This is a genomic window from Desulfobacter sp. (assembly GCA_028768525.1).
GTDB lineage: Bacteria > Desulfobacterota > Desulfobacteria > Desulfobacterales > Desulfobacteraceae > Desulfobacter.
Map to the genome: position 1 here is coordinate 5,708,857 of CP054837.1, position 17,428 is coordinate 5,726,284.

The following is a 17,428-nucleotide window of genomic DNA, read 5'->3' on the forward strand; positions in this document are numbered from 1 at the left end:
AAATCTATGACTGACGATTGCCTGTTTTGCAAGATTGTCAACCGAGAGGTTCCCAGCGAATTTTTATTTGAAGATGATGATTACGTAGTGTTTCGGGATATTAATCCGGCCGCCCCGGTTCACCTGCTTATAGTGCCCAAACAGCATATCCGGAGTGTCAATGAACTTGAGCCCGGCCAGGAGGCTCTGGTGGGCGGTCTCTTCACCCTTGCGGGAAAAATGGCTGAGGAACAAGGGGTGAACCGGTCCGGATATAAACTGCTTTTTAATGTGGAAAAGGGCGGGGGGCAGGAAATTTTTCACCTCCACCTCCACCTCATCGGCGGATGGACAAAGAAGCGCTGATGGCAACGCCGTTTAGAAGATCAGAAATCGATGTTTTGTTTAGAGTCCAACGGGAAGGAGATATAAGGTCGCTATGTTTAAAGGAATAAGTCTTGCCAAAAAGATTGCGGGTGGATTTGCCGTTATTTTGGTGTTACTCGTATTGCTCGCCGTTGCCGGCCGCATGGGACTGACCCGTGTGGTGGACCGGGTGGCGGCGGCCGGCCGGTTCCAGGCCATGGCCAATCTCATTTTAGATGCCCGTCAGAATGAGAAGCAGTTTATTCTTACCAATGATGCCGGCACCCTTGAAAAGGTCAAAACAGATATCACCGCCATTAAGGCGGAAATTTCCAAGATCGCCGGGGCCAATGGAAAGGGGGAGCTGAAAAAAAGTATCCGGCGTATTGAAGATGGATTGGAAGCCTACGGCGGGGCTGTTGATCAATATGCCGACATGGCCAGGCAGAAAGACAGCCTCATGACGGGGATGGATGATAAGGCCGGGTCGGCCATGGAGATCGCCACAAAGATCAGGGATGAGCAAAAAGCCGGATACGACGCGCTCATGGAAGAGAGTGACATCCGGATGTCACAGATGCGCATCCGGGTGGGGGCGGCATCAAGGATACAGGAGAATTTCCTCCAGGCCGGTGGTTACCGGATGGTGCTGGCGGGGTCGGCGGACCAAAGCATTTCCATGGTTACCCAGTGGAAGCGGTACCACGCCAACATTAAAAAGGAGCTGGATGGTTCGGCTTCAATGATGGACGAAGAAACGGCCAAAACATGGCATTCAAATGTGGGGCTCTCCCAGGAAAAACTGATCGAGGCGGCTGAAACCTATTTCAGGAAAAAAACCGCAGACAATAACAAGGCCCTTATCAAGGCGTCCCAGGATATGGAACGGGCCGTGACCCGTTTCAGCCAGGAACTCCAGGAATTGCTGGAATTCTATATTGAGGATGTGCGGATCCTCTCCGGCCAGATCATGGCGCTTTCGTCGGGGGCCGACCAGGTTGCCAATACGCTGCTGGGCGTCCGTATTCTGGAAAAGGAGTTTATCCGGAATGAAGATCCTGAATTATTCCAGCAGATCACTGAAAAACTCCAGGGGATCGACCAGGGCATACCCGCCATAAAAGAGGCCATTGACGATCCTGAAAAAACACAGGTTCTGGATGGAATCCAGGCTGCGGTGGATGATTATGCCCGCTCATTTAAGGCCTATGCCCGGCTGATGGGTGAACAGCAGGCCGCCAAGTCTGCCATGGAAAAGACCGCCGCCGAAGTCCAGGCGGCCTGCCTTAGGGAAAAGGATGGGATGGAAAAACAGATGGCAGGGCAGATCACAACCTCCACGGCCGTTATCACCGCCGTCAGCCTGATTGCCGTTGCTGCGGGGTTTATCATTGCCTTGGTGCTGGCCCGGATGATCATCGGGCCCATCAGGCAGGTGGTGGAGGCCCTGAAGGATATCGCCCAGGGCGAGGGGGACCTGACCCGGCGCATCGACATTGATACCCGGGATGAGATCGGGGACCTGGCCAAATGGTTCAACCGGTTTATCTCCAGGCTGAACCATATCATCGTGGATATCGGGACCAATTCCGAAACCGTGACGGCGGCTTCCGGGGAACTGCTGACCGTATCGGAAACCATGGCCGAAGACTCAGGGGACCTGGCCCAACGGTCAAACTCCGTTGCCGCTGCCGCCGACCAGATGAGTTCGGGGATGACCTCGGTTGCCGCTGCCAGTGAACAGGCCGCGGGCAACCTGGCAACCGTGGCCGAAGCGGCCGGTCAGATGAAGCTGACCCTCAACGAGGTGGCAGTGAATTGCGACCGGGCACGGTCGGTGTCTGAAAATGCCGAAGCCGGTGCCGAGCGTGCCACCCTCAGGGTGGGGCGTCTCGGGGATTCGGCACGGGATATTACCGCGGTCACCGAGGTGATAACGGATATTGCCGAGCAGACCAACCTGCTGGCATTGAACGCCACCATTGAGGCGGCCCGGGCCGGCGAGGCAGGCAAGGGATTTGCAGTGGTGGCCAACGAGATAAAGGGTCTGGCCGCCCAGACGGCCGATGCCACCAAGGATATTAAAGAAAAAATCCAGGGCATCAGGAGTGCCTCCGATGACACGGTAAAAGATGTGGAAGAGATTAACCGGGTGATTTCAGAGGTCAGGGAAATCGTTTCCGCCATTGCCGCCGCCATAGAAGAACAGTCGGCTGCTGCGGCCCAGGTGGCCGAAAATATTGAACAGGCTTCCGGCGGCATCGGAGAGGTGAACGAAAATGTGGCTCAGAATTCCCTGGTCTCCAGCGAAATTGCCCAGGACATCTCACGGGTGAAGGACGTGTCCGACGGGATGACCGAACAGAGCGGGCGGATGAAGAACAGCGCCCGGGAACTGGCAGAGCTTTCCGGCCGCCTCCGGGATATGATCGGCGTCTTCAAGGTGGCCGCCGAGGGGAGCGCAACCCTTTCCCCGTCAGCAGTCAGTTCCCATGATATCCCAGACCTCATGCCCTGGGGGGAGCGGATGATGATCGGGCTGTCCGATGTGGATGAGCAGCACAGGGAATTGGTGGCCATGGTCAATGAACTGCACCGGGCCATGAAGCTGAAAGCCGGCGCCCGGGAGGCCGGGCAGATTTTAAAGCGCCTGGCCGACTATACGGTTTACCATTTCGGGTTTGAAGAAGAGCTGTTTGATGCCCATGGCTATCCTGAAACAGATGCCCATAAGAAAATCCATCAGGATCTGGTGGCAAAAGTGGTTGAGATTCAGGAGGATTTCAACCAGGGAAAGGCAGCCCTGTCCATGGAACTGATGGAATTCCTCACCCGCTGGCTCAGGGAGCATATTTTGAAAACCGACAAGGCCTATGTACCCTTTTTTAAAGAAAAGGGCCTTTCCTGACCTTAAGATTTCATGTCGCGGGGCTGGGGTGAATTTTGTCTTGACAACAGGGAATTCGCATTGTACCGTTTAAAAATAATTTTAATCATGAATTTAAAGGCACGCACCGCTGTGACAGAAAATAAAGGACAGCTTTTCTTTTTTAGTTTTGGACGCTTCTTCTTTTTTAGGAGCGTTCATCCGGTGTAGCGCCATATAAAGAGTGATATTTATAAGGCCCCGGGTGGACGAAGAGACCACCCGGGGCCTTTTTTGTTTTCAGGCCTGCCGCCCCGGGGACTCTCCGGGGCTTTTTTTATTTGATTGGTCATCCAGACACAGGGATGGCCTAAAAAGACGGATAAAAAGGAGACAGGTAAAATGATACTTGAACTTGACAGCAAGATCACAGACCCCCAGCGGGAAAAACTGGAAACCGCACTGGACAGGGACGGATGCATCACCCGGGAAATCACGGACCGGGGCAGGCAGCTTATCTGCATCACCGGGGCCAGGGTAAAAAAGACCCCTGATGACTACAGGGGGCTTGACGGGGTGGTGGATGTGCGCACCATTTCAACGGCCCACAAACTGGTGAGCCGGGAATTCAAATCCGAAGATACCCGGGTGAAAATCGGCAATGTATCGGTGGGCGGAAACCGCATCGTTGTGGTGGCCGGCCCATGCGCCGTGGAAAGCCGGGAACAGGCCATGGCCATTGCAAAAGAGGTGAAGAAATACGGGGCCGTACTCTTCCGGGGCGGGGCCTATAAACCCAGATCCTCCCCCTATTCCTTCCAGGGCCTGGAGGAGGAGGGGCTGAAAATTCTGGCAGAGGTCAGGGAAAAGACGGGGCTGGGCGTGGTCACGGAAATGACATCCCCCACCCAGGCGGACCTCATGGAAAAATATGTGGATGTGGTCCAGATCGGGGCCCGGAATATGCAGAATTTCGAGCTGCTCAAATGTGTGGGGAAGATGAGCAAGCCCGTTGTCCTCAAGCGGGGCCTGGCCGCCACCATCCAGGAATGGCTGATGTCCGCCGAATACATTGCCTCCGGGGGCAACACCAATATCATCCTCTGCGAGCGGGGAATCCGGACCTTTGAACCCTATACCCGGAATACCCTGGACCTCTCGGCCATTCCAGTGCTTAAAAAACTCACCCACCTGCCCATCATCATCGACCCCAGCCATGCCACGGGCATCCGGGAGAAGGTGGCGCCCATGGCACGGGCTGCCGTGGCCGCCGGCGCAGACGCCCTCATGGTGGAGGTGCACAACAATCCGGACAAGGCCCTGTCCGACGGCCCCCAGAGCCTCTATCCCGATCAGTTCGGCAACCTGACCCGGGATATTTACGTCATTGCACCGGTGGTGGGGAAACAGATGGATTTCGATTATCTTAAAAAGTCGGAAGTGATTGCCGGCATGGCGGACGCAGAGGAAAAGACTGCTGCCTTCATGGGGGAAAAGGGCGCCTACAGCCATCAGGCGGCCCTCTCCTATTTCGGTGATGAGGTCGCCCCGGTGCCGGTGAAAAGCTTCAGGGAGGTGTTTTCCGCAGTGGAAAAAGGAAGGGCGGCATACGGGGTGGTCCCCGTGGAAAATTCGTTGTCCGGCTCCATCCATGAAAATTACGATTTGCTCCAGGAATATGATCTGAAAATCATCGGCGAGGTAACCACCCGGATCAAGCACGCCCTCATTGCCCCGCCGGATACGGCACCGGACACCATTGAAACCATATTGGCCCCGGATTATGCCCTGTCCCAGTGCAGCAATTACCTGGAACAATATCCCCATGCCAAGCGGGTGCCGGTAAAGGCCGGGGCTTCCGCCGTCCGTAAAATCCGGGAAGCCGGTGATACCGGCGTTGCCGCCATCGGGCCGGCCATGGCTGCAGAAATTTTCGGGATGGCGGTCCTGGCCGAAACCATTGAGGACAACCCCAGGAATTATACCCGGTTTGCCGTGATCGCCAGGGAATACAAGGGAACCAAGAAGGTGAATAAAACCTCCATTATTTTTTCCACCGGCAACAGCCCCGGCGCCCTGTTCTCCGTGATGGAGATTTTTTCCCGGTACAAGATCAACCTGGTGAAGCTGGAATCCCGGCCCGTACCCGGTAAACCCTGGGAATACATGTTCTATGCCGACCTGGAGGCCGATATCCTTAAAGCGGAACTGGTCCCCATGATGGCCGCCCTGGAGGAAAAGTCCGAGTACCTTCGCATACTGGGCCGGTATTAACCCTTCTGCCCGGGTGGACGCATCCGGGCAGGGTTATCTTCGACTCAGAATCCCGGCAACAATGGTGGCTCCGATGATGAGCCCCCCCCCGGCCAGGGTGCTGGCGGCCGGAATTTCCTTGAGAAGGAGAAAGGCGAAAATAATCCCGTAAACCGGTTCCAGCCCGGCAATGACGCTGGCGGTCTGGACCCGGATCACAGCCAGGGACCGGATAAAGCAGGTGTGGGCCAGGGCCGTGAATATCACCCCCAGGGCCATGAGCTTGGGCAGGGCCGCAAGGCCGGGCGGTTCCGGAGCGGTGATCAAAACGGGGAGGGTCAGGAAGAGGGCGGCAAAGGCGTTTTGGTAAAAGGCCACGGCCACGGCGTCGCCGCCCCGCACGTTCCGCCGGTTCACCAGGCCCAGGATGGCAAAGGTCAGGCCCGATAGCACCCCGTATACCGCCCCCAGGGTCACCCGGTTGGAGAGGTCGATCTCCGGCACCACCAGGATGATGCCGGCAAATACGGCCAGGGCCGTGGCCACATCCGCCGGTTTCAGCCTCTCCCTGAAGAACAGCGGCTCCATAAAGGTGACGAACAGCGGAAAGCTTGAAAAGGTCACCAGGCCCACGGCCACCGAGGAGACCTGGATGGACAGGAAGAAGAGTACCCAGTGGGCGGCCAGAAGGATGCCCTGGAGGGTGAAAAAGAGAAGATCCGTTTTTCCGAAACCGCCCAGTCTGGTATCGGAGACGAGCCTGGCATAGATCCACAGCGCCGCCCCACCGAACAGGGTCCTGCCCAGCACAATGTACAGGGGGCTGCAGGTGAGGAATTTTCCGAACAGGCCTGCAAAACCGAAAAGAAAAACCGCCGTGTGAATCTGGATCATGCCCAGGGTATGGCCATCCCGGGCCGCCCGCTGTTCTGCCATCTCTCTCTCCTTGATGTTGATAATCCTGTCCTTCATATAAGAGGCGTGCCGGGAATTCAAGCCAAATTGGGGGGCGACGCCTGCAGTTCCTTTTAAATGGGTTGATGATTGAGGTAATTTTTGGCAAAGTAATATAAACCATCACACAGTTAAGAATGCGAATTCCGGCCAGGGCAACCGGCATGTAACAGTCGCCCTGGGGTCGGGAGGGGGAATTTCGATGAGACATATCTCTTTGGCCATCGGCATCTGCCTGCTGCTGACCTCCTGTGTTGTAAAGAATATCGTCACAGGGGAGTATTATCTGGCCGGCAGGGCGTATAAAACCGGCATTAAAACCTTTGAGCAAGCGCTGGCAGAACAGCCCGATTCCCCTGAAAACCACTACTACATGGCCCGGTACTGCCTGGGCGACAACCAAGTTAAAAAAGGACTGAAGCATATCAATGAAGCGGTGAAACTTGATCCTTACAATCCGGATTACCTTTTCTGGCAGGGGGTGGCCTACGGCGCCAATAAAGCGAAAAAAGCGGAATGGCAGAGCTATGAGGCGGCGCTTAAAATCAATCCCGCCCATGTCAATGCAAGGCTTTACCTGGCCCATACCCAGCTGGAAAGAAAGCAATACAAAGCGGCCCTGTCCAATTACGGCCAGGTGCTGGGAAAACGGCCCCAGGAGGCATCTGCCCTGTACAACAGGGCGTTGATCCTGGATATACTGGGCCGCTCCGGCGAAGCCAGAAGCGGGTGGAAAATCTACCTGGAACAGTATTGGGAGGGGGCCATGGCTGTCAGTGCGGTAAGGCATCTGAACCATGCCGGGGATTTTGCCTTTCGGAATTATTTGATCGGTGTCCGCACCCTTGCCATGCATGCCGTTGAGTTCACCCCCTTTTCTCTGGACCTGACCCAAGAGGCCCGCTTTTCTTTAAACCGCCTGGGAAAAATTCTGGATCAGGACAGGAATCTGGTCATTCACATCGTTGCCTACCAGAAGAACAATCCCTCCCTGGCCGAGAAAAAGGCTAAAAAAATCAAGGCATATCTCTTGGAACAATATCCGGGGATTGATCCGGCAATGTTGAAGGCCAGCTGGTTCGATCAGGCGGAAAAGATTAAACTGAATAAAAAAAGGTATGACCTGGATGAGTCCGTCAGGTTCATCACGGCTGTATAGAAACAAGGAGGTGCCCATGGCATATTATACAGGATTAAAGGCAAGGATGTGTATACTATTATTGGCAATGGCCTGCTCTCTGGTTTGGGCGGGCCCTGCTGCGGCTGAGGAACCAACCGGGGATGACGATTCTCCGGCCCTGACCAGCCAGGCCCAGGTTGACCGGGCGGAAAACCTGGCCGCGGTCAGCGCCGATAAGGCCCAGGCCGACTACGACACGGCCCAGAATGATGTGGCGGACGCCGAAAGCGCCCTGGGAGCCATTGATGCGGACCAGGATCCAGACGCCTATGCCGCGGCAGTTGCAGCCAGGGACCTGGCCCTTGACCGGCTGGCCGCGGCCGAGGATAACCTCGGCGGGGTACCGGCGGGCGAGATCGCAGCCATGCGGGACGATGGCATGGGCTGGGGCCAGATCGCCCATTCACTTGGCATCCATCCCGGGAACCTGGGGCTGGGCCACCATAAAGCCACGCATGCAAATGAATTCAGCCAGGCCACTGCAAGGGATGTCCAGGGCGGCCTGTCCAAGGGACATGGTGCAAAAGGGGATGGCCGGGGGGCAAGTTCCGGAAAAGGGAATGCCGGCAAAGGCACCTCGGGCAAAGGATCATCCGGCAAAGGCGGCAGCAACGGTAAAGGCGGAGGCAAAGGAGGCGGAAACGGCGGCGGAAATGGAAAAAAATAGGGGCCGGTTAGAAGGCGCCTGAAGAAAAGAGCGAAATAAAAGAGGCACAGGAAGTAAATTCCCTGTGCCTCATCTATTTTCGACGGCCTGTCGCCTAACGGGTCAGCTGCCGGTATTTGATGCGGGTGGGCTGGTTTTCCTTGATGCCCAGCCGTTTTTTGCGGTCCTTTTCGTAGTCCGAGTAGGAACCTTCAAAGAAGAGGGTCTGGCTGTCCCCTTCAAAGGCCAGGATGTGGGTGGCGATGCGGTCCAGGAACCAGCGGTCATGGCTGATGACCACGGCGCAGCCGGCAAAGCTTTCCAGGGCCTCTTCCAGGGCCCGCATGGTGTTCACGTCCAGATCGTTGGTGGGTTCGTCAAGCAGCAGGAGGTTGGCTTCCTGCTGAAGCATGGTGGCCATGTGAACCCGGTTGCGCTCGCCGCCGGAGATGTCCTTGACCTTTTTCTGCTGGTCGGAACCGGAAAAGTTGAACTTGCCCACATAGGCCCGGGCGTTGATTTCCCGGCCGCCGATGAGCAGTTTGTCGCTGCCCCCTGAAATCACCTCGTAGATGGTCTTTTCAGGATCCAGGGTATCCCGCTCCTGGTCCACATAGGCCAGTTTGACGCTCTGGCCCAGTTCAATGGAGCCCTGATCCGGTGTTTCCTTGCCCGTGATCATCTTGAACAGGGTGGTTTTACCGGCGCCGTTGGGGCCGACCACACCGATGATGGCGCCGGCGGGGATGACGAAGTTCATATCGTCCACCAGCAGTTTGTCCTCAAATGCCTTGGAGACCTTTTCCGCCACAATGACCTTGGAACCCAGCCGGGGCCCGGGGGGAATAAAGATCTCCATCTCCTGTTCCTGCTGTTTGACGTCTTTTTTCAGCAGCTCTTCATAGGCCTTTATCCTGGCCTTGGACTTGCTCCGTTTGCCCTTGGGGGACATATTGATCCAGTCCAGCTCCCGGGCCAGGGTCTGCTGGCGCTTGCTTTCGCTCTTCTGCTCCGTGGCCAGGCGCCGCTGCTTCTGTTCCAGCCAGGAAGAGTAGTTGCCCTTCCAGGGGATGCCTTCGCCCCGGTCCAGTTCCAGTATCCATCCGGCCACATTGTCCAGAAAATACCTGTCATGGGTAACGGCGATGATGGTGCCTTCGAACCGGCTTAAATGCATCTCCAGCCAGGCCACGGACTCGGCGTCCAGATGGTTGGTGGGCTCGTCCAGAAGGAGGATGTCCGGCTTCTGGAGCAGCAGGCGGCACAGCGCCACCCTCCGTTTTTCACCGCCGGAAACCACCGATACCTTGGTGTCGCCGGGGGGGCAGCGCAGGGCGTCCATGGCCATTTTCAGCCGGGAATCCAGGTCCCAGGCATCCATGTGGTCCAGCTTTTCCTGAAGCTGTCCCTGGCGCTGGATCAGACCGTCCATCTCGTCGTCGGACATGGGCTCGGCGAATTTTTCCGAAATCTGCTCATATTCGTTGAGCAGGTCCACGGTCTCCTGGACCCCTTCTTCCACGACTTCTCGGACGGTTTTGTCCGAATCCACCAGGGGCTCCTGCTCCAGGTAGCCCACGGTAAAGCCCTTGGTGAGGATGGTCTCCCCGGTGTGCTCCTTGTCTATCCCGGCCAGGATTTTCAGCAGGGAGGATTTACCCGAGCCGTTGAGCCCCAGCACCCCGATTTTGGCCCCGTAGAAATAGGAGAGGGAAATATCCTTGAGCACCTGGCGTTTGCCGTGGAATTTGCTCACGTTGATCATTGAATAAATAACTTTTTTAGTATCTTCGCTCATTATTACTCCTTGGCCCGGGCAGCCGGGCATGTCGTCCTTTTTATTCGTTCAGGGCGGCAATACATTCAATTTCCACCAGGGCGTCCTTGGGCAGCCGGCCCACTTCAAAGGCGGAACGGGCCGGTTTGTGGCCTTCCAGGGCCGCCTCATATACCCCGTTCATCCCTGCAAAATCTTCCATTGAATCCAGGAATATAGTGGCTTTTACGATGCGGTCAAGGCCGGAACCGCATTCTTCAAGCACGGTTTTCAGATTGGCCATGGACTGGGCGGTCTGTTCTTCAATGGTGCTACCCTTGAGTGCCATGGTGGCCGGATCCAGGGGGATCTGTCCGGAGCAATAGACCATGCCGCCGTGGATTACGGCGTGGGAATAGGGGCCGACGGCGGCCGGTGCTTTATCGGATACAATGGATTTCATAGGTGATTCCTTATATGTGAATTTTTAATTATACTGTGTTACTACCGGTTCCTTGAGGATCATGTCAATGGCTTCCCGGGCGGTTTTGGCGATGACCGGGAAATCCTCGGTGAGTTTGGTCATCTGCCGCAGGTTTTCAGCCGTTCTCAGGATCAGCCGGGCAAAATCCCCTTCGGCATAGTCCGACCCCTGCATGAGTTCGTCCCAGGGGGTGTCGTGGGCCCATGCATTGAGGAGGATGGCCGGCTGGATATAGAGGTTGGGAGCCGGAAAGCCGGCTTTGAGCATGGTGATGGCAAAGGGTTTAAGGCCCCGCCGGATATTCATAAAGGTTTCCTTGAGCCGCTTGGGCAGGGCCGCCTGGTAGAGGGGATCGTCCTTGAACTCCTTTTCATTGACAAAGGAGCCCATGATGGCCGCCAGCAGGGCCGGGTCCTGTTCCGGCATCAGGTTGTCCCTCAGGCTCTGGGCCACCAGAAGGGGGGAATCGATGCGCAGCTTGGACGCCCAAATTCCGTCCTCGGTGAGGGCGGCCGGTTTTTTGTCCTCGGGGGTAACAAATCCTTCCTGGATGAGGAAATTCATATGGTCGATGAAGTCCAGCCAGAGGTGTTCCATCTCATACCCGTATTTTTTTCTGGCCTTTTTACCGCTTTGGCCGGTTTCGTTGCCTGCGGCAATAAGGTAGGAGGCAAAGGATTTTTCCAGCAGGGTTTTGATCTGGTCCGGGGTGTGGGAGAGGAGCAGGTTGAGCACCATGGAAAAATCAATTTTAAGCTGGGAATCCACATTCAGGGGAGGGGCGTTCACCAGTTTGGCGATGAGGGGGAGGTCCATGAATTTGCCCGGCAGAACCATGCCGAAGCCGATCTTATCCATGCCCCGGCGGCCGGCACGCCCTGCCATCTGCTGGAATTCGCTGGGGGTGAGCGACAGAAAATCCCTGCCGTTGAACCGGTCGGAGTTGAGGATGACCACGGTGCGGGCCGGAAAATTCACCCCGGCCGCCACGGTGGAGGTGGCGAACATGGCATCCAGCAGCCCCTCGGCCATGAGGGTCTCCACCACCACCTTCCAGGCGGGCAGGTGGCCGGAATGGTGGCCGGCGGCGCCGGTTTCCTCCAGGTATCTGCGCTGGGGGTGATTGGCCAGATGGGGATTGTCCCGGGTCAGTTCATCCAGCCGGTCCAGCAGCCGCTGTTTCCGTTCCGGGTCTCTTTTCAATAATTTGCCGCTGCACAGTTTCACCGCCTGGTCGCATTCCATCCTGGATTTTAAAAAGAAGATGGCGGGCAGCAGGTCGAAATGGGCCATGACCTCCAGGACGTCAGCAAATCTGGGCAGTTTTCCCGGCGGGGCCAGCATGGGGCGGCGCCGGGCGTTGACAAACTTATAAACCTTTTTGTGCAGCCTGGGGCGCCTGCGTCCCTCCTCTTTTTCAAGCAGGGGAAAGAGGGTGCCCGAGGGGTGGAAAAACACCGGGTGAAGGGGTACGGGCCGCTCCTTGTTTTCGATGATTTCACAGGGTTTGCCCCGGATTTCGGCCAGCCAGCCCGCGATCTGGTCGGGATTGCCGATGGTGGCCGACAGCAGGAGCAGCGGGATGCGTACGGGCAGGTATATCATGATTTCTTCCCAGACCACCCCCCGCTCGGCGTCCCCCAGGTAATGGGCTTCGTCCAGGATGATCAGGTCGCAGGCCATGTTTTCCCCGGTGTACATGGCGTCGTAAAGCTGGTTTCTCAATATCTCCGTGGTGCCGATGATAATCTCCGCACCGGTGTTTTCCTTGATGTCCCCGGTGAGGATGCCCACGTGTTCCTTGCCAAAGATTTTTGAAAATCCGGCATGGATGGAGTTGGTCAGGGCCTTGAGGGGGGTGGCGTACCAGACTTTGCCGCCTTTTTCCAGGACGGTTCTGGCCGCCTGTTCGGCGATCCAGGTTTTGCCGGCGCCCGTGGGAGCCGTTACCAGGCAGTCGGAGGTTTCAATGGCCGCAACGGCCTTCAGCTGAAAGGGATCCGGGGTAAAGGGCAGCTTTTCCGGGATGCCGATCTGTCCGAAGGTTTTTTTCAGCCCCTTGTCCACACCGGGCTGAAGCTTGGGGCGCCTGGCCCTTTTACTTTCATCCCTGCGGTCGGATTGGCGATTGGAATTGTTGCCCGTTTTTTTTTGTGAAGGTCTCCGTGGAGAGCGGTAATCTTTCTTTTTCATGGTCCCGGTTAAACCACAAATTAACGGAATAAGCAATATGGATCAGCAAAATCAAGAAAGGATGTGCTGAAAATTTACAAAGGATTCAACGGTTTTCCTGGCCGATGCCATGCCGAATTTTTCCGGTTTAAGATCCGGAAGGGAGATGAATGAGAATCGGGCCACATCATCCATGGCCCTGATGTCCTCAAAGCTGTCCACGCTGCAGATAAAGGCCATGTCGGTGATGAAATAGTCCACCCCCCGGTAGGGATAGGTGTTGGGGAAGGAGGCAAAAAAGGTCCGTGTGGTCACGGTGAGGTTCAATTCCTCTTTGACCTCTCTGACCAGGCAGTCCTCAATGCCTTCCCCGGGTTCGGCAAATCCCCCGGGCAGATCCAGGCTCCCCCTGGCCGGTTCCCTGCCGCGCCGGGTGACAAGGAGGCGCCCCTGTTCATCTGTGATCAGTGCCATGGCTGCGGCGGCGCAGTTGAGAAAAAATTGGAATCCGCAGACGGGGCATTCAAAGGCCTTGATGCCGTCCGGGGTCAGCGTCTTCCTGCCGCAGCCGGGACAGAATTTAAATTTGTGGATATTGGGGTTTGTTTTCATCTGCATCCGGTTCAGCAGGTCAGGTGAAAGCAGGCAGTCGTGCTTCTTCCTGACCCTTTGCTTTCTTTAATTATCTGGTTGTAGAGGCTGACGGCGGCAGCGGTTTCCATTGCCCGGATTTCTGTTCCCAGTTGTGCAAGGGCCCGGATCAGGCCCGGGGCCAGGGTCATCCGCCCGTAGGCACCGGTGCCGGCAATGATCAGTTTTGGCCGGGCCGCTGTTAGTTCAGACAGGTCTTCCAGGGTGAGGAGATGGCCGGATTGGCGGTACCAATTGTCCCTGATTCCTCCGCCGGGAAAGATGATCAGGTCTGAGCTGAAGGTCTTTCCGTTAATTTCCATTTTTCCGAATGCATAGGATGTGATCATCTTTCTCTCCTCTGACCGGTTTTTAACCGGACGGTTCAGCTTGAGAACCGGTTAAGGGCCAGGCCTGATCCCAGGATGAGGAAGGCGCCCAGGAAAAACTGCCAGGATACCGGATCATTTAGCATGAATATGCCGACCATGGCGGTGAAGACGGTTTCCGTGGACATATATACCCCACCCTCAAATCCCCTGCAGAAAAAGAACCCCTGGTTCATCATGAGCTGGGCCCCCAATGAGGAAACAGCGATGGTTCCAAGCATGATCCATTCCATGGGCGTTGCCGGGAGGACCGGGTCCGCAATGCAGGGAAAAAGGGTCACCACGGTGCCTGCCGCACAAAAATAAAGATAGATCACCACCACCCCGTTGTGTTCCCTGAGGGACCGGATCAGGGTAACGGTGAATCCGGCAAACAGGGCGCTGGCAACGGCCATGGCCTGGCCGAACATACTGCCGGTGATCCCGAAATCAAAGAGCACCCCCACCCCTGCCACCAGGGAGACCATGCACAATAACTGGCCGGTGTTAATCCGTTCCCTGTATACCATGAATCCAAAAAAAGCGGCAAACACCGGGTAGCAATAAAACAGGATGGATGCCGTTGACAAAGGCAGGATGCGCATGGCCGCCACCACGGTTAAAAAAGCCATGGTGCCGGTGCATCCCCTGAAAATGAGCAAGGGGATATTATGCCCCTTAAAGGGATTCCCCTTGTTTGAAAACAGGAGAAGGATGAGCACCAGTCCCCCGGAAAAGCGGACAAAACCGATATGCCATACTGAATATGTTCCGGGCAGCAGCTTGACCAGTACGGACATGAGGGTGAAAAGGAGCGCCGCCCCTATCATAAACAAGGGGCCTGCTATGCGCGGCGCAAGGGGGAAGGGGCTTGTTTTTTCCATGGGGGTGTCCTTTATTGTTCAGGGCATCTCATATTATCCGCAGCCTGTTCACAGCCGGGCTTCAAGGACCCGGCGGCAGGTCTCCCGGGGAAGGGGGGCCGGATTGTTTTTCTGGCCTGCGGCCCCGGCAATGCCCATGAGATTTTCCTCTGTGATGCCGGCGGCGGAGAGCCCGGGTATTTTGAAGATTTCCGTCCAGCGGTACAGGCCCTCGACCAGGCTGCGGCAGGCATCATCATGGTTTTGTGAGGATGGGGCCAGGCCCAGCAGCCGGGCGGTGTTGGCGTATTTTTCCAGGGCCGGCCGGCCCTTTTCGTTTTCCCTGAGAATATCCATGGTGGCCCGGGTGGTTTCGGCCAGCAGGGTGCCGCAGACATTGCCGTGGGACATCCGGCATAATCCGCCGATCACCGAGGCAAAGCCGTGGACCGTGCCCAGGCCGGCATTGGCCAGGGCCAGCCCCGAAAGATAAGCCCCATAGCTGAGGCGGGTTCTGGCATCCAGGTCTTTGGGATTTTTTTTAACCGCTGTTTCCAGGGCGTTGCCGAATCCGTTGAGCCCCGAGATGCACAGGGCGTCGGTCATGGGAGAGGCGTTGACGGATACATAGGCCTCAATCAATTGGGTCAGGGCATCCAGGCCGCAGGCCGCCGTAATTTCGGGGGGGCAGGCCAGGGTCAGGGCCGGGTCCACCAGGGCGATGTCCGGAATAAAATTGTCATGCCGCAGGGATTTTTTAAAGCCTTTGGGACCGGGCCGGCTGACGACGGCGTTTTTGGTGGCCTCGCTGCCGGTGCCCGAGGTGGTGGGGACGGCGATAAATGGCAGTTTACTCCCGGGATGCGGACCCTTGCCAATGTCATCCAGATAATCGGTCACAGGGCAGTCCTGGCCCATCATGGCTGAAATGGATTTCCCGGCGTCCAGGGCACTGCCGCCCCCCACGGCGACCACCAGTTCAATTCCCCGGTCGCTGTACCGGCGGACCACGGGATCAATGTCATCGGGGGAGGGCTCGCCTGATACCGTGACATGGTTGACGTTAATTTTTTGTTCTGCAAATCCTTTTTCCAGGGTGTCCCATTCCGGGGAATCCAAAAAGGAGGTTTTTCCGGTCACGAGGATCAGTTTTTTGCCAAAGGCCGCGGCCAGACCGGGCAACAGGCGGATACGGCCGGGCCCGAAGACCAGGCGACGGGGGGAGAAAAAATCATATGGTTTCATGGAAAAATCCTTATTTCATCTATTGTGATGGAGCCGCTATACCATACTCCCGCTCCTTTTTCCATGGCTCCTTTACGAATTCAGCCCGCTGTCATCCGGTCGTTTTTTCATTCTGCTTTTTTGGGGGCCGGTTGGCAAGAAATAAATGGCACCCTATATATAAGGTATAAAAAAAAGGCGGGGGATGGCCCCCGCCTTTGGTCTTAGTTTAATCCGGTACGTTGATCCGGATTAGTTGATTCTGTTTCCGTTTGCATCAACAACTTTAATGTCAATTGCTTTGGCGCCGTCCAGGCGGTGTGTGGCACAGGATACTCAGGGGTCGTAGGCCCGGACTGACATTTCAACCTTGTTGAGGATGGTTTCGTCCACATGGCCGTCTTTGATCAGCAGTTTTGCCGACTGCTCCACGCTCATGGAGATGGGGGCCAGGTTGTGGGTGGTGCCCACGATCATATTGGCCTTTTCAATGAGCCCGTTTTCGTCGGTGGTGTAGTCATGGATCAGGGTCCCCCTGGGGGCTTCCACATGACCGACGCCCCGGCCGGCCTTGGGGGTGACCTCGAACCGGGTCTCCTTCCCGCAGATGGCGGTGTCGGAAAGCAGTTCCAGGGTTTTTTCACAGGCGTAGACCAGTTCGATGAGCCGTGCCCAGTGGTAGAGCAGGGTGTGCTGGGCCGGGCGGCCGAACTGATTTCTGAATTCTTCCAGCTCGGCCTGGGCCAGGGGCGTGGAAATATAGTCACAGGCGTTGAGCCGGGCCAGGCAGTTGGACCGGTAGATGCCCTTGGGGGCGGCCAGATCCATGGAGAAGCCTTCGTCCCAGGACTTGGCATAGGGGAACTTGCCGTAGGAGGTGTCCACCACATGTTCGCCGATGTAATCCAGGTAGTCGGTGTCTTCGAAATCATCAAAGCTGCCGTCGGGCCGCATGAGGCGGATCTTGCCGTCGTAGAAATTCAGGGCCCCGTCATCTTCCACCGTGCCGATGAAGCCGGTGGTAATGGTGCCCAGGGTGGTGACCTCTTCCAGGTAGTTGGGGAAGATGTTTTCCTTGGCATGGGCCATGGAGAACTTGGCAAATTCCAATAATTCTTTGGTGTCCTCCACCAGTTCTTTTCTCTGGCTGTCGGACATGGGTTTGGCAAAACCGCCGGGCACGGCTGCAATGGGATGGATCACCTTGCCGGCGAATTTTTCCATCATCATCTGTCCCAGCTGGCGCATTTTGATGACCTGTCTGGCCAGGTCCGGGGCGGCCTGGGCAATGCCGATGACGTTCCTGACCTTGTAATCGGCGTCCGGGCCAAGGACAAAGTCCGGGGCGGCCAGGAAATAAAAATGCAGGATTTTGTCATTGATGTGGGCCATGTTCTGCATGCATTCCCTGAGCATATGGCCGGCCGGGGCCACCTCTGCGCTGAAACAGGCATCCACGGCTTTGGTGGAGGAGAGGTGGTGGTGCCAGGGGCAGATGCCGCAGATCCGGGTGACGATGCGGGTGACCTCTTCGGCAGGTTTGCCCTGGACGTATTTTTCAAACCCCCTGATGGAGTTGAAATGGGTGATGGCCGAGGCCACCTCCCCCTGGTCGTTGAGCTTTATCTCTACATTTGCGTGCCCCTCGATCCGGGACAGCGGCTGTATATTAATGGTTTTTCCCAAT

The 17,428-nt window shown here is 56.5% G+C and carries 14 protein-coding genes; 5 read left to right on the forward strand and 9 right to left on the reverse strand.

Going from position 1 to position 17,428, the window contains the following annotated elements; translation table 11 throughout:
• Nucleotides 1-6: 6 nt before the first annotated feature.
• The 3 genes from HUN04_25210 (at nucleotide 7) to aroF (ending at nucleotide 5,485) form a co-directional block, all read left to right on the forward strand.
• Nucleotides 7-345, forward strand: coding sequence for a histidine triad nucleotide-binding protein (locus HUN04_25210; protein ID WDP92842.1), 339 nt, complete (start codon nucleotides 7-9; stop codon nucleotides 343-345).
• Between the two features lie 73 nt (nucleotides 346-418).
• On the forward strand, nucleotides 419-3,253 hold the full coding sequence (locus HUN04_25215; protein ID WDP92843.1) for a bacteriohemerythrin: 2,835 nt from the start codon (nucleotides 419-421) through the stop codon (nucleotides 3,251-3,253).
• 360 nt (nucleotides 3,254-3,613) lie between these two features.
• On the forward strand, nucleotides 3,614-5,485 hold the full coding sequence (gene aroF / locus HUN04_25220; protein ID WDP92844.1) for a 3-deoxy-7-phosphoheptulonate synthase: 1,872 nt from the start codon (nucleotides 3,614-3,616) through the stop codon (nucleotides 5,483-5,485).
• Between the two features lie 33 nt (nucleotides 5,486-5,518).
• Here aroF and HUN04_25225 read toward each other — a convergent pair whose 3' ends face one another.
• Nucleotides 5,519-6,400, reverse strand: coding sequence for a DMT family transporter (locus HUN04_25225; GenBank protein WDP92845.1), 882 nt, complete (start codon nucleotides 6,398-6,400; stop codon nucleotides 5,519-5,521).
• Between the two features lie 220 nt (nucleotides 6,401-6,620).
• On the opposite strand from HUN04_25225, the gene HUN04_25230 reads away from it, so the two are divergent.
• Complete coding sequence (locus tag HUN04_25230) at nucleotides 6,621-7,577, forward strand: tetratricopeptide repeat protein (GenBank protein ID WDP92846.1); 957 nt, start codon at nucleotides 6,621-6,623, stop codon at nucleotides 7,575-7,577.
• A gap of 16 nt (nucleotides 7,578-7,593) precedes the next feature.
• The gene (locus tag HUN04_25235) at nucleotides 7,594-8,265 is read left to right on the forward strand and encodes a hypothetical protein (GenBank protein WDP92847.1); all 672 of its coding nucleotides are present in this window, start codon (nucleotides 7,594-7,596) and stop codon (nucleotides 8,263-8,265) included.
• 94 nt (nucleotides 8,266-8,359) lie between these two features.
• Here HUN04_25235 and ettA read toward each other — a convergent pair whose 3' ends face one another.
• From ettA to HUN04_25275, 8 genes are all read right to left on the reverse strand, one after another.
• The gene (gene ettA / locus HUN04_25240) at nucleotides 8,360-10,042 is read right to left on the reverse strand and encodes an energy-dependent translational throttle protein EttA (GenBank protein WDP92848.1); all 1,683 of its coding nucleotides are present in this window, start codon (nucleotides 10,040-10,042) and stop codon (nucleotides 8,360-8,362) included.
• A 40-nt stretch (nucleotides 10,043-10,082) separates the two neighbouring features.
• Nucleotides 10,083-10,463, reverse strand: coding sequence for a RidA family protein (locus HUN04_25245; protein ID WDP92849.1), 381 nt, complete (start codon nucleotides 10,461-10,463; stop codon nucleotides 10,083-10,085).
• A gap of 24 nt (nucleotides 10,464-10,487) precedes the next feature.
• Entirely contained in the window at nucleotides 10,488-12,677 is a 2,190-nt protein-coding gene (locus HUN04_25250; protein ID WDP92850.1) for a DEAD/DEAH box helicase, read from the reverse strand.
• A 51-nt stretch (nucleotides 12,678-12,728) separates the two neighbouring features.
• Entirely contained in the window at nucleotides 12,729-13,268 is a 540-nt protein-coding gene (locus HUN04_25255) for an NUDIX domain-containing protein (protein ID WDP92851.1), read from the reverse strand.
• An 11-nt stretch (nucleotides 13,269-13,279) separates the two neighbouring features.
• Nucleotides 13,280-13,636: a hypothetical protein gene (locus HUN04_25260; GenBank protein ID WDP92852.1), complete on the reverse strand. Its 357-nt coding sequence runs from the start codon at nucleotides 13,634-13,636 to the stop codon at nucleotides 13,280-13,282.
• A gap of 35 nt (nucleotides 13,637-13,671) precedes the next feature.
• The gene (locus tag HUN04_25265) at nucleotides 13,672-14,538 is read right to left on the reverse strand and encodes a DMT family transporter (GenBank protein WDP92853.1); all 867 of its coding nucleotides are present in this window, start codon (nucleotides 14,536-14,538) and stop codon (nucleotides 13,672-13,674) included.
• Between the two features lie 48 nt (nucleotides 14,539-14,586).
• On the reverse strand, nucleotides 14,587-15,762 hold the full coding sequence (locus HUN04_25270; GenBank protein ID WDP92854.1) for an iron-containing alcohol dehydrogenase: 1,176 nt from the start codon (nucleotides 15,760-15,762) through the stop codon (nucleotides 14,587-14,589).
• Nucleotides 15,763-15,993: 231 nt separating this feature from the next.
• A complete protein-coding gene (locus HUN04_25275; protein ID WDP92855.1) occupies nucleotides 15,994-17,427 on the reverse strand; it encodes a Ni/Fe hydrogenase subunit alpha in 1,434 nt (477 codons plus the stop codon).
• Nucleotide 17,428: the final 1 nt, after the last annotated feature.

Coding starts and splice junctions, on each gene's coding strand:
- aroF (WDP92844.1), top strand. CDS start 3,614: ATGATACTTGAACTTGACAGCAAGATCACAGACCCCCAGCGGGAAAAA.
- HUN04_25215 (WDP92843.1), top strand. CDS start 419: ATGTTTAAAGGAATAAGTCTTGCCAAAAAGATTGCGGGTGGATTTGCC.
- HUN04_25245 (WDP92849.1), bottom strand. CDS start 10,463: ATGAAATCCATTGTATCCGATAAAGCACCGGCCGCCGTCGGCCCCTAT.
- HUN04_25210 (WDP92842.1), top strand. CDS start 7: ATGACTGACGATTGCCTGTTTTGCAAGATTGTCAACCGAGAGGTTCCC.
- HUN04_25265 (WDP92853.1), bottom strand. CDS start 14,538: ATGGAAAAAACAAGCCCCTTCCCCCTTGCGCCGCGCATAGCAGGCCCC.
- HUN04_25260 (WDP92852.1), bottom strand. CDS start 13,636: ATGATCACATCCTATGCATTCGGAAAAATGGAAATTAACGGAAAGACC.
- HUN04_25270 (WDP92854.1), bottom strand. CDS start 15,762: ATGAAACCATATGATTTTTTCTCCCCCCGTCGCCTGGTCTTCGGGCCC.
- HUN04_25255 (WDP92851.1), bottom strand. CDS start 13,268: ATGAAAACAAACCCCAATATCCACAAATTTAAATTCTGTCCCGGCTGC.
- ettA (WDP92848.1), bottom strand. CDS start 10,042: ATGAGCGAAGATACTAAAAAAGTTATTTATTCAATGATCAACGTGAGC.
- HUN04_25230 (WDP92846.1), top strand. CDS start 6,621: ATGAGACATATCTCTTTGGCCATCGGCATCTGCCTGCTGCTGACCTCC.
- HUN04_25235 (WDP92847.1), top strand. CDS start 7,594: ATGGCATATTATACAGGATTAAAGGCAAGGATGTGTATACTATTATTG.
- HUN04_25250 (WDP92850.1), bottom strand. CDS start 12,677: ATGAAAAAGAAAGATTACCGCTCTCCACGGAGACCTTCACAAAAAAAA.
- HUN04_25225 (WDP92845.1), bottom strand. CDS start 6,400: ATGGCAGAACAGCGGGCGGCCCGGGATGGCCATACCCTGGGCATGATC.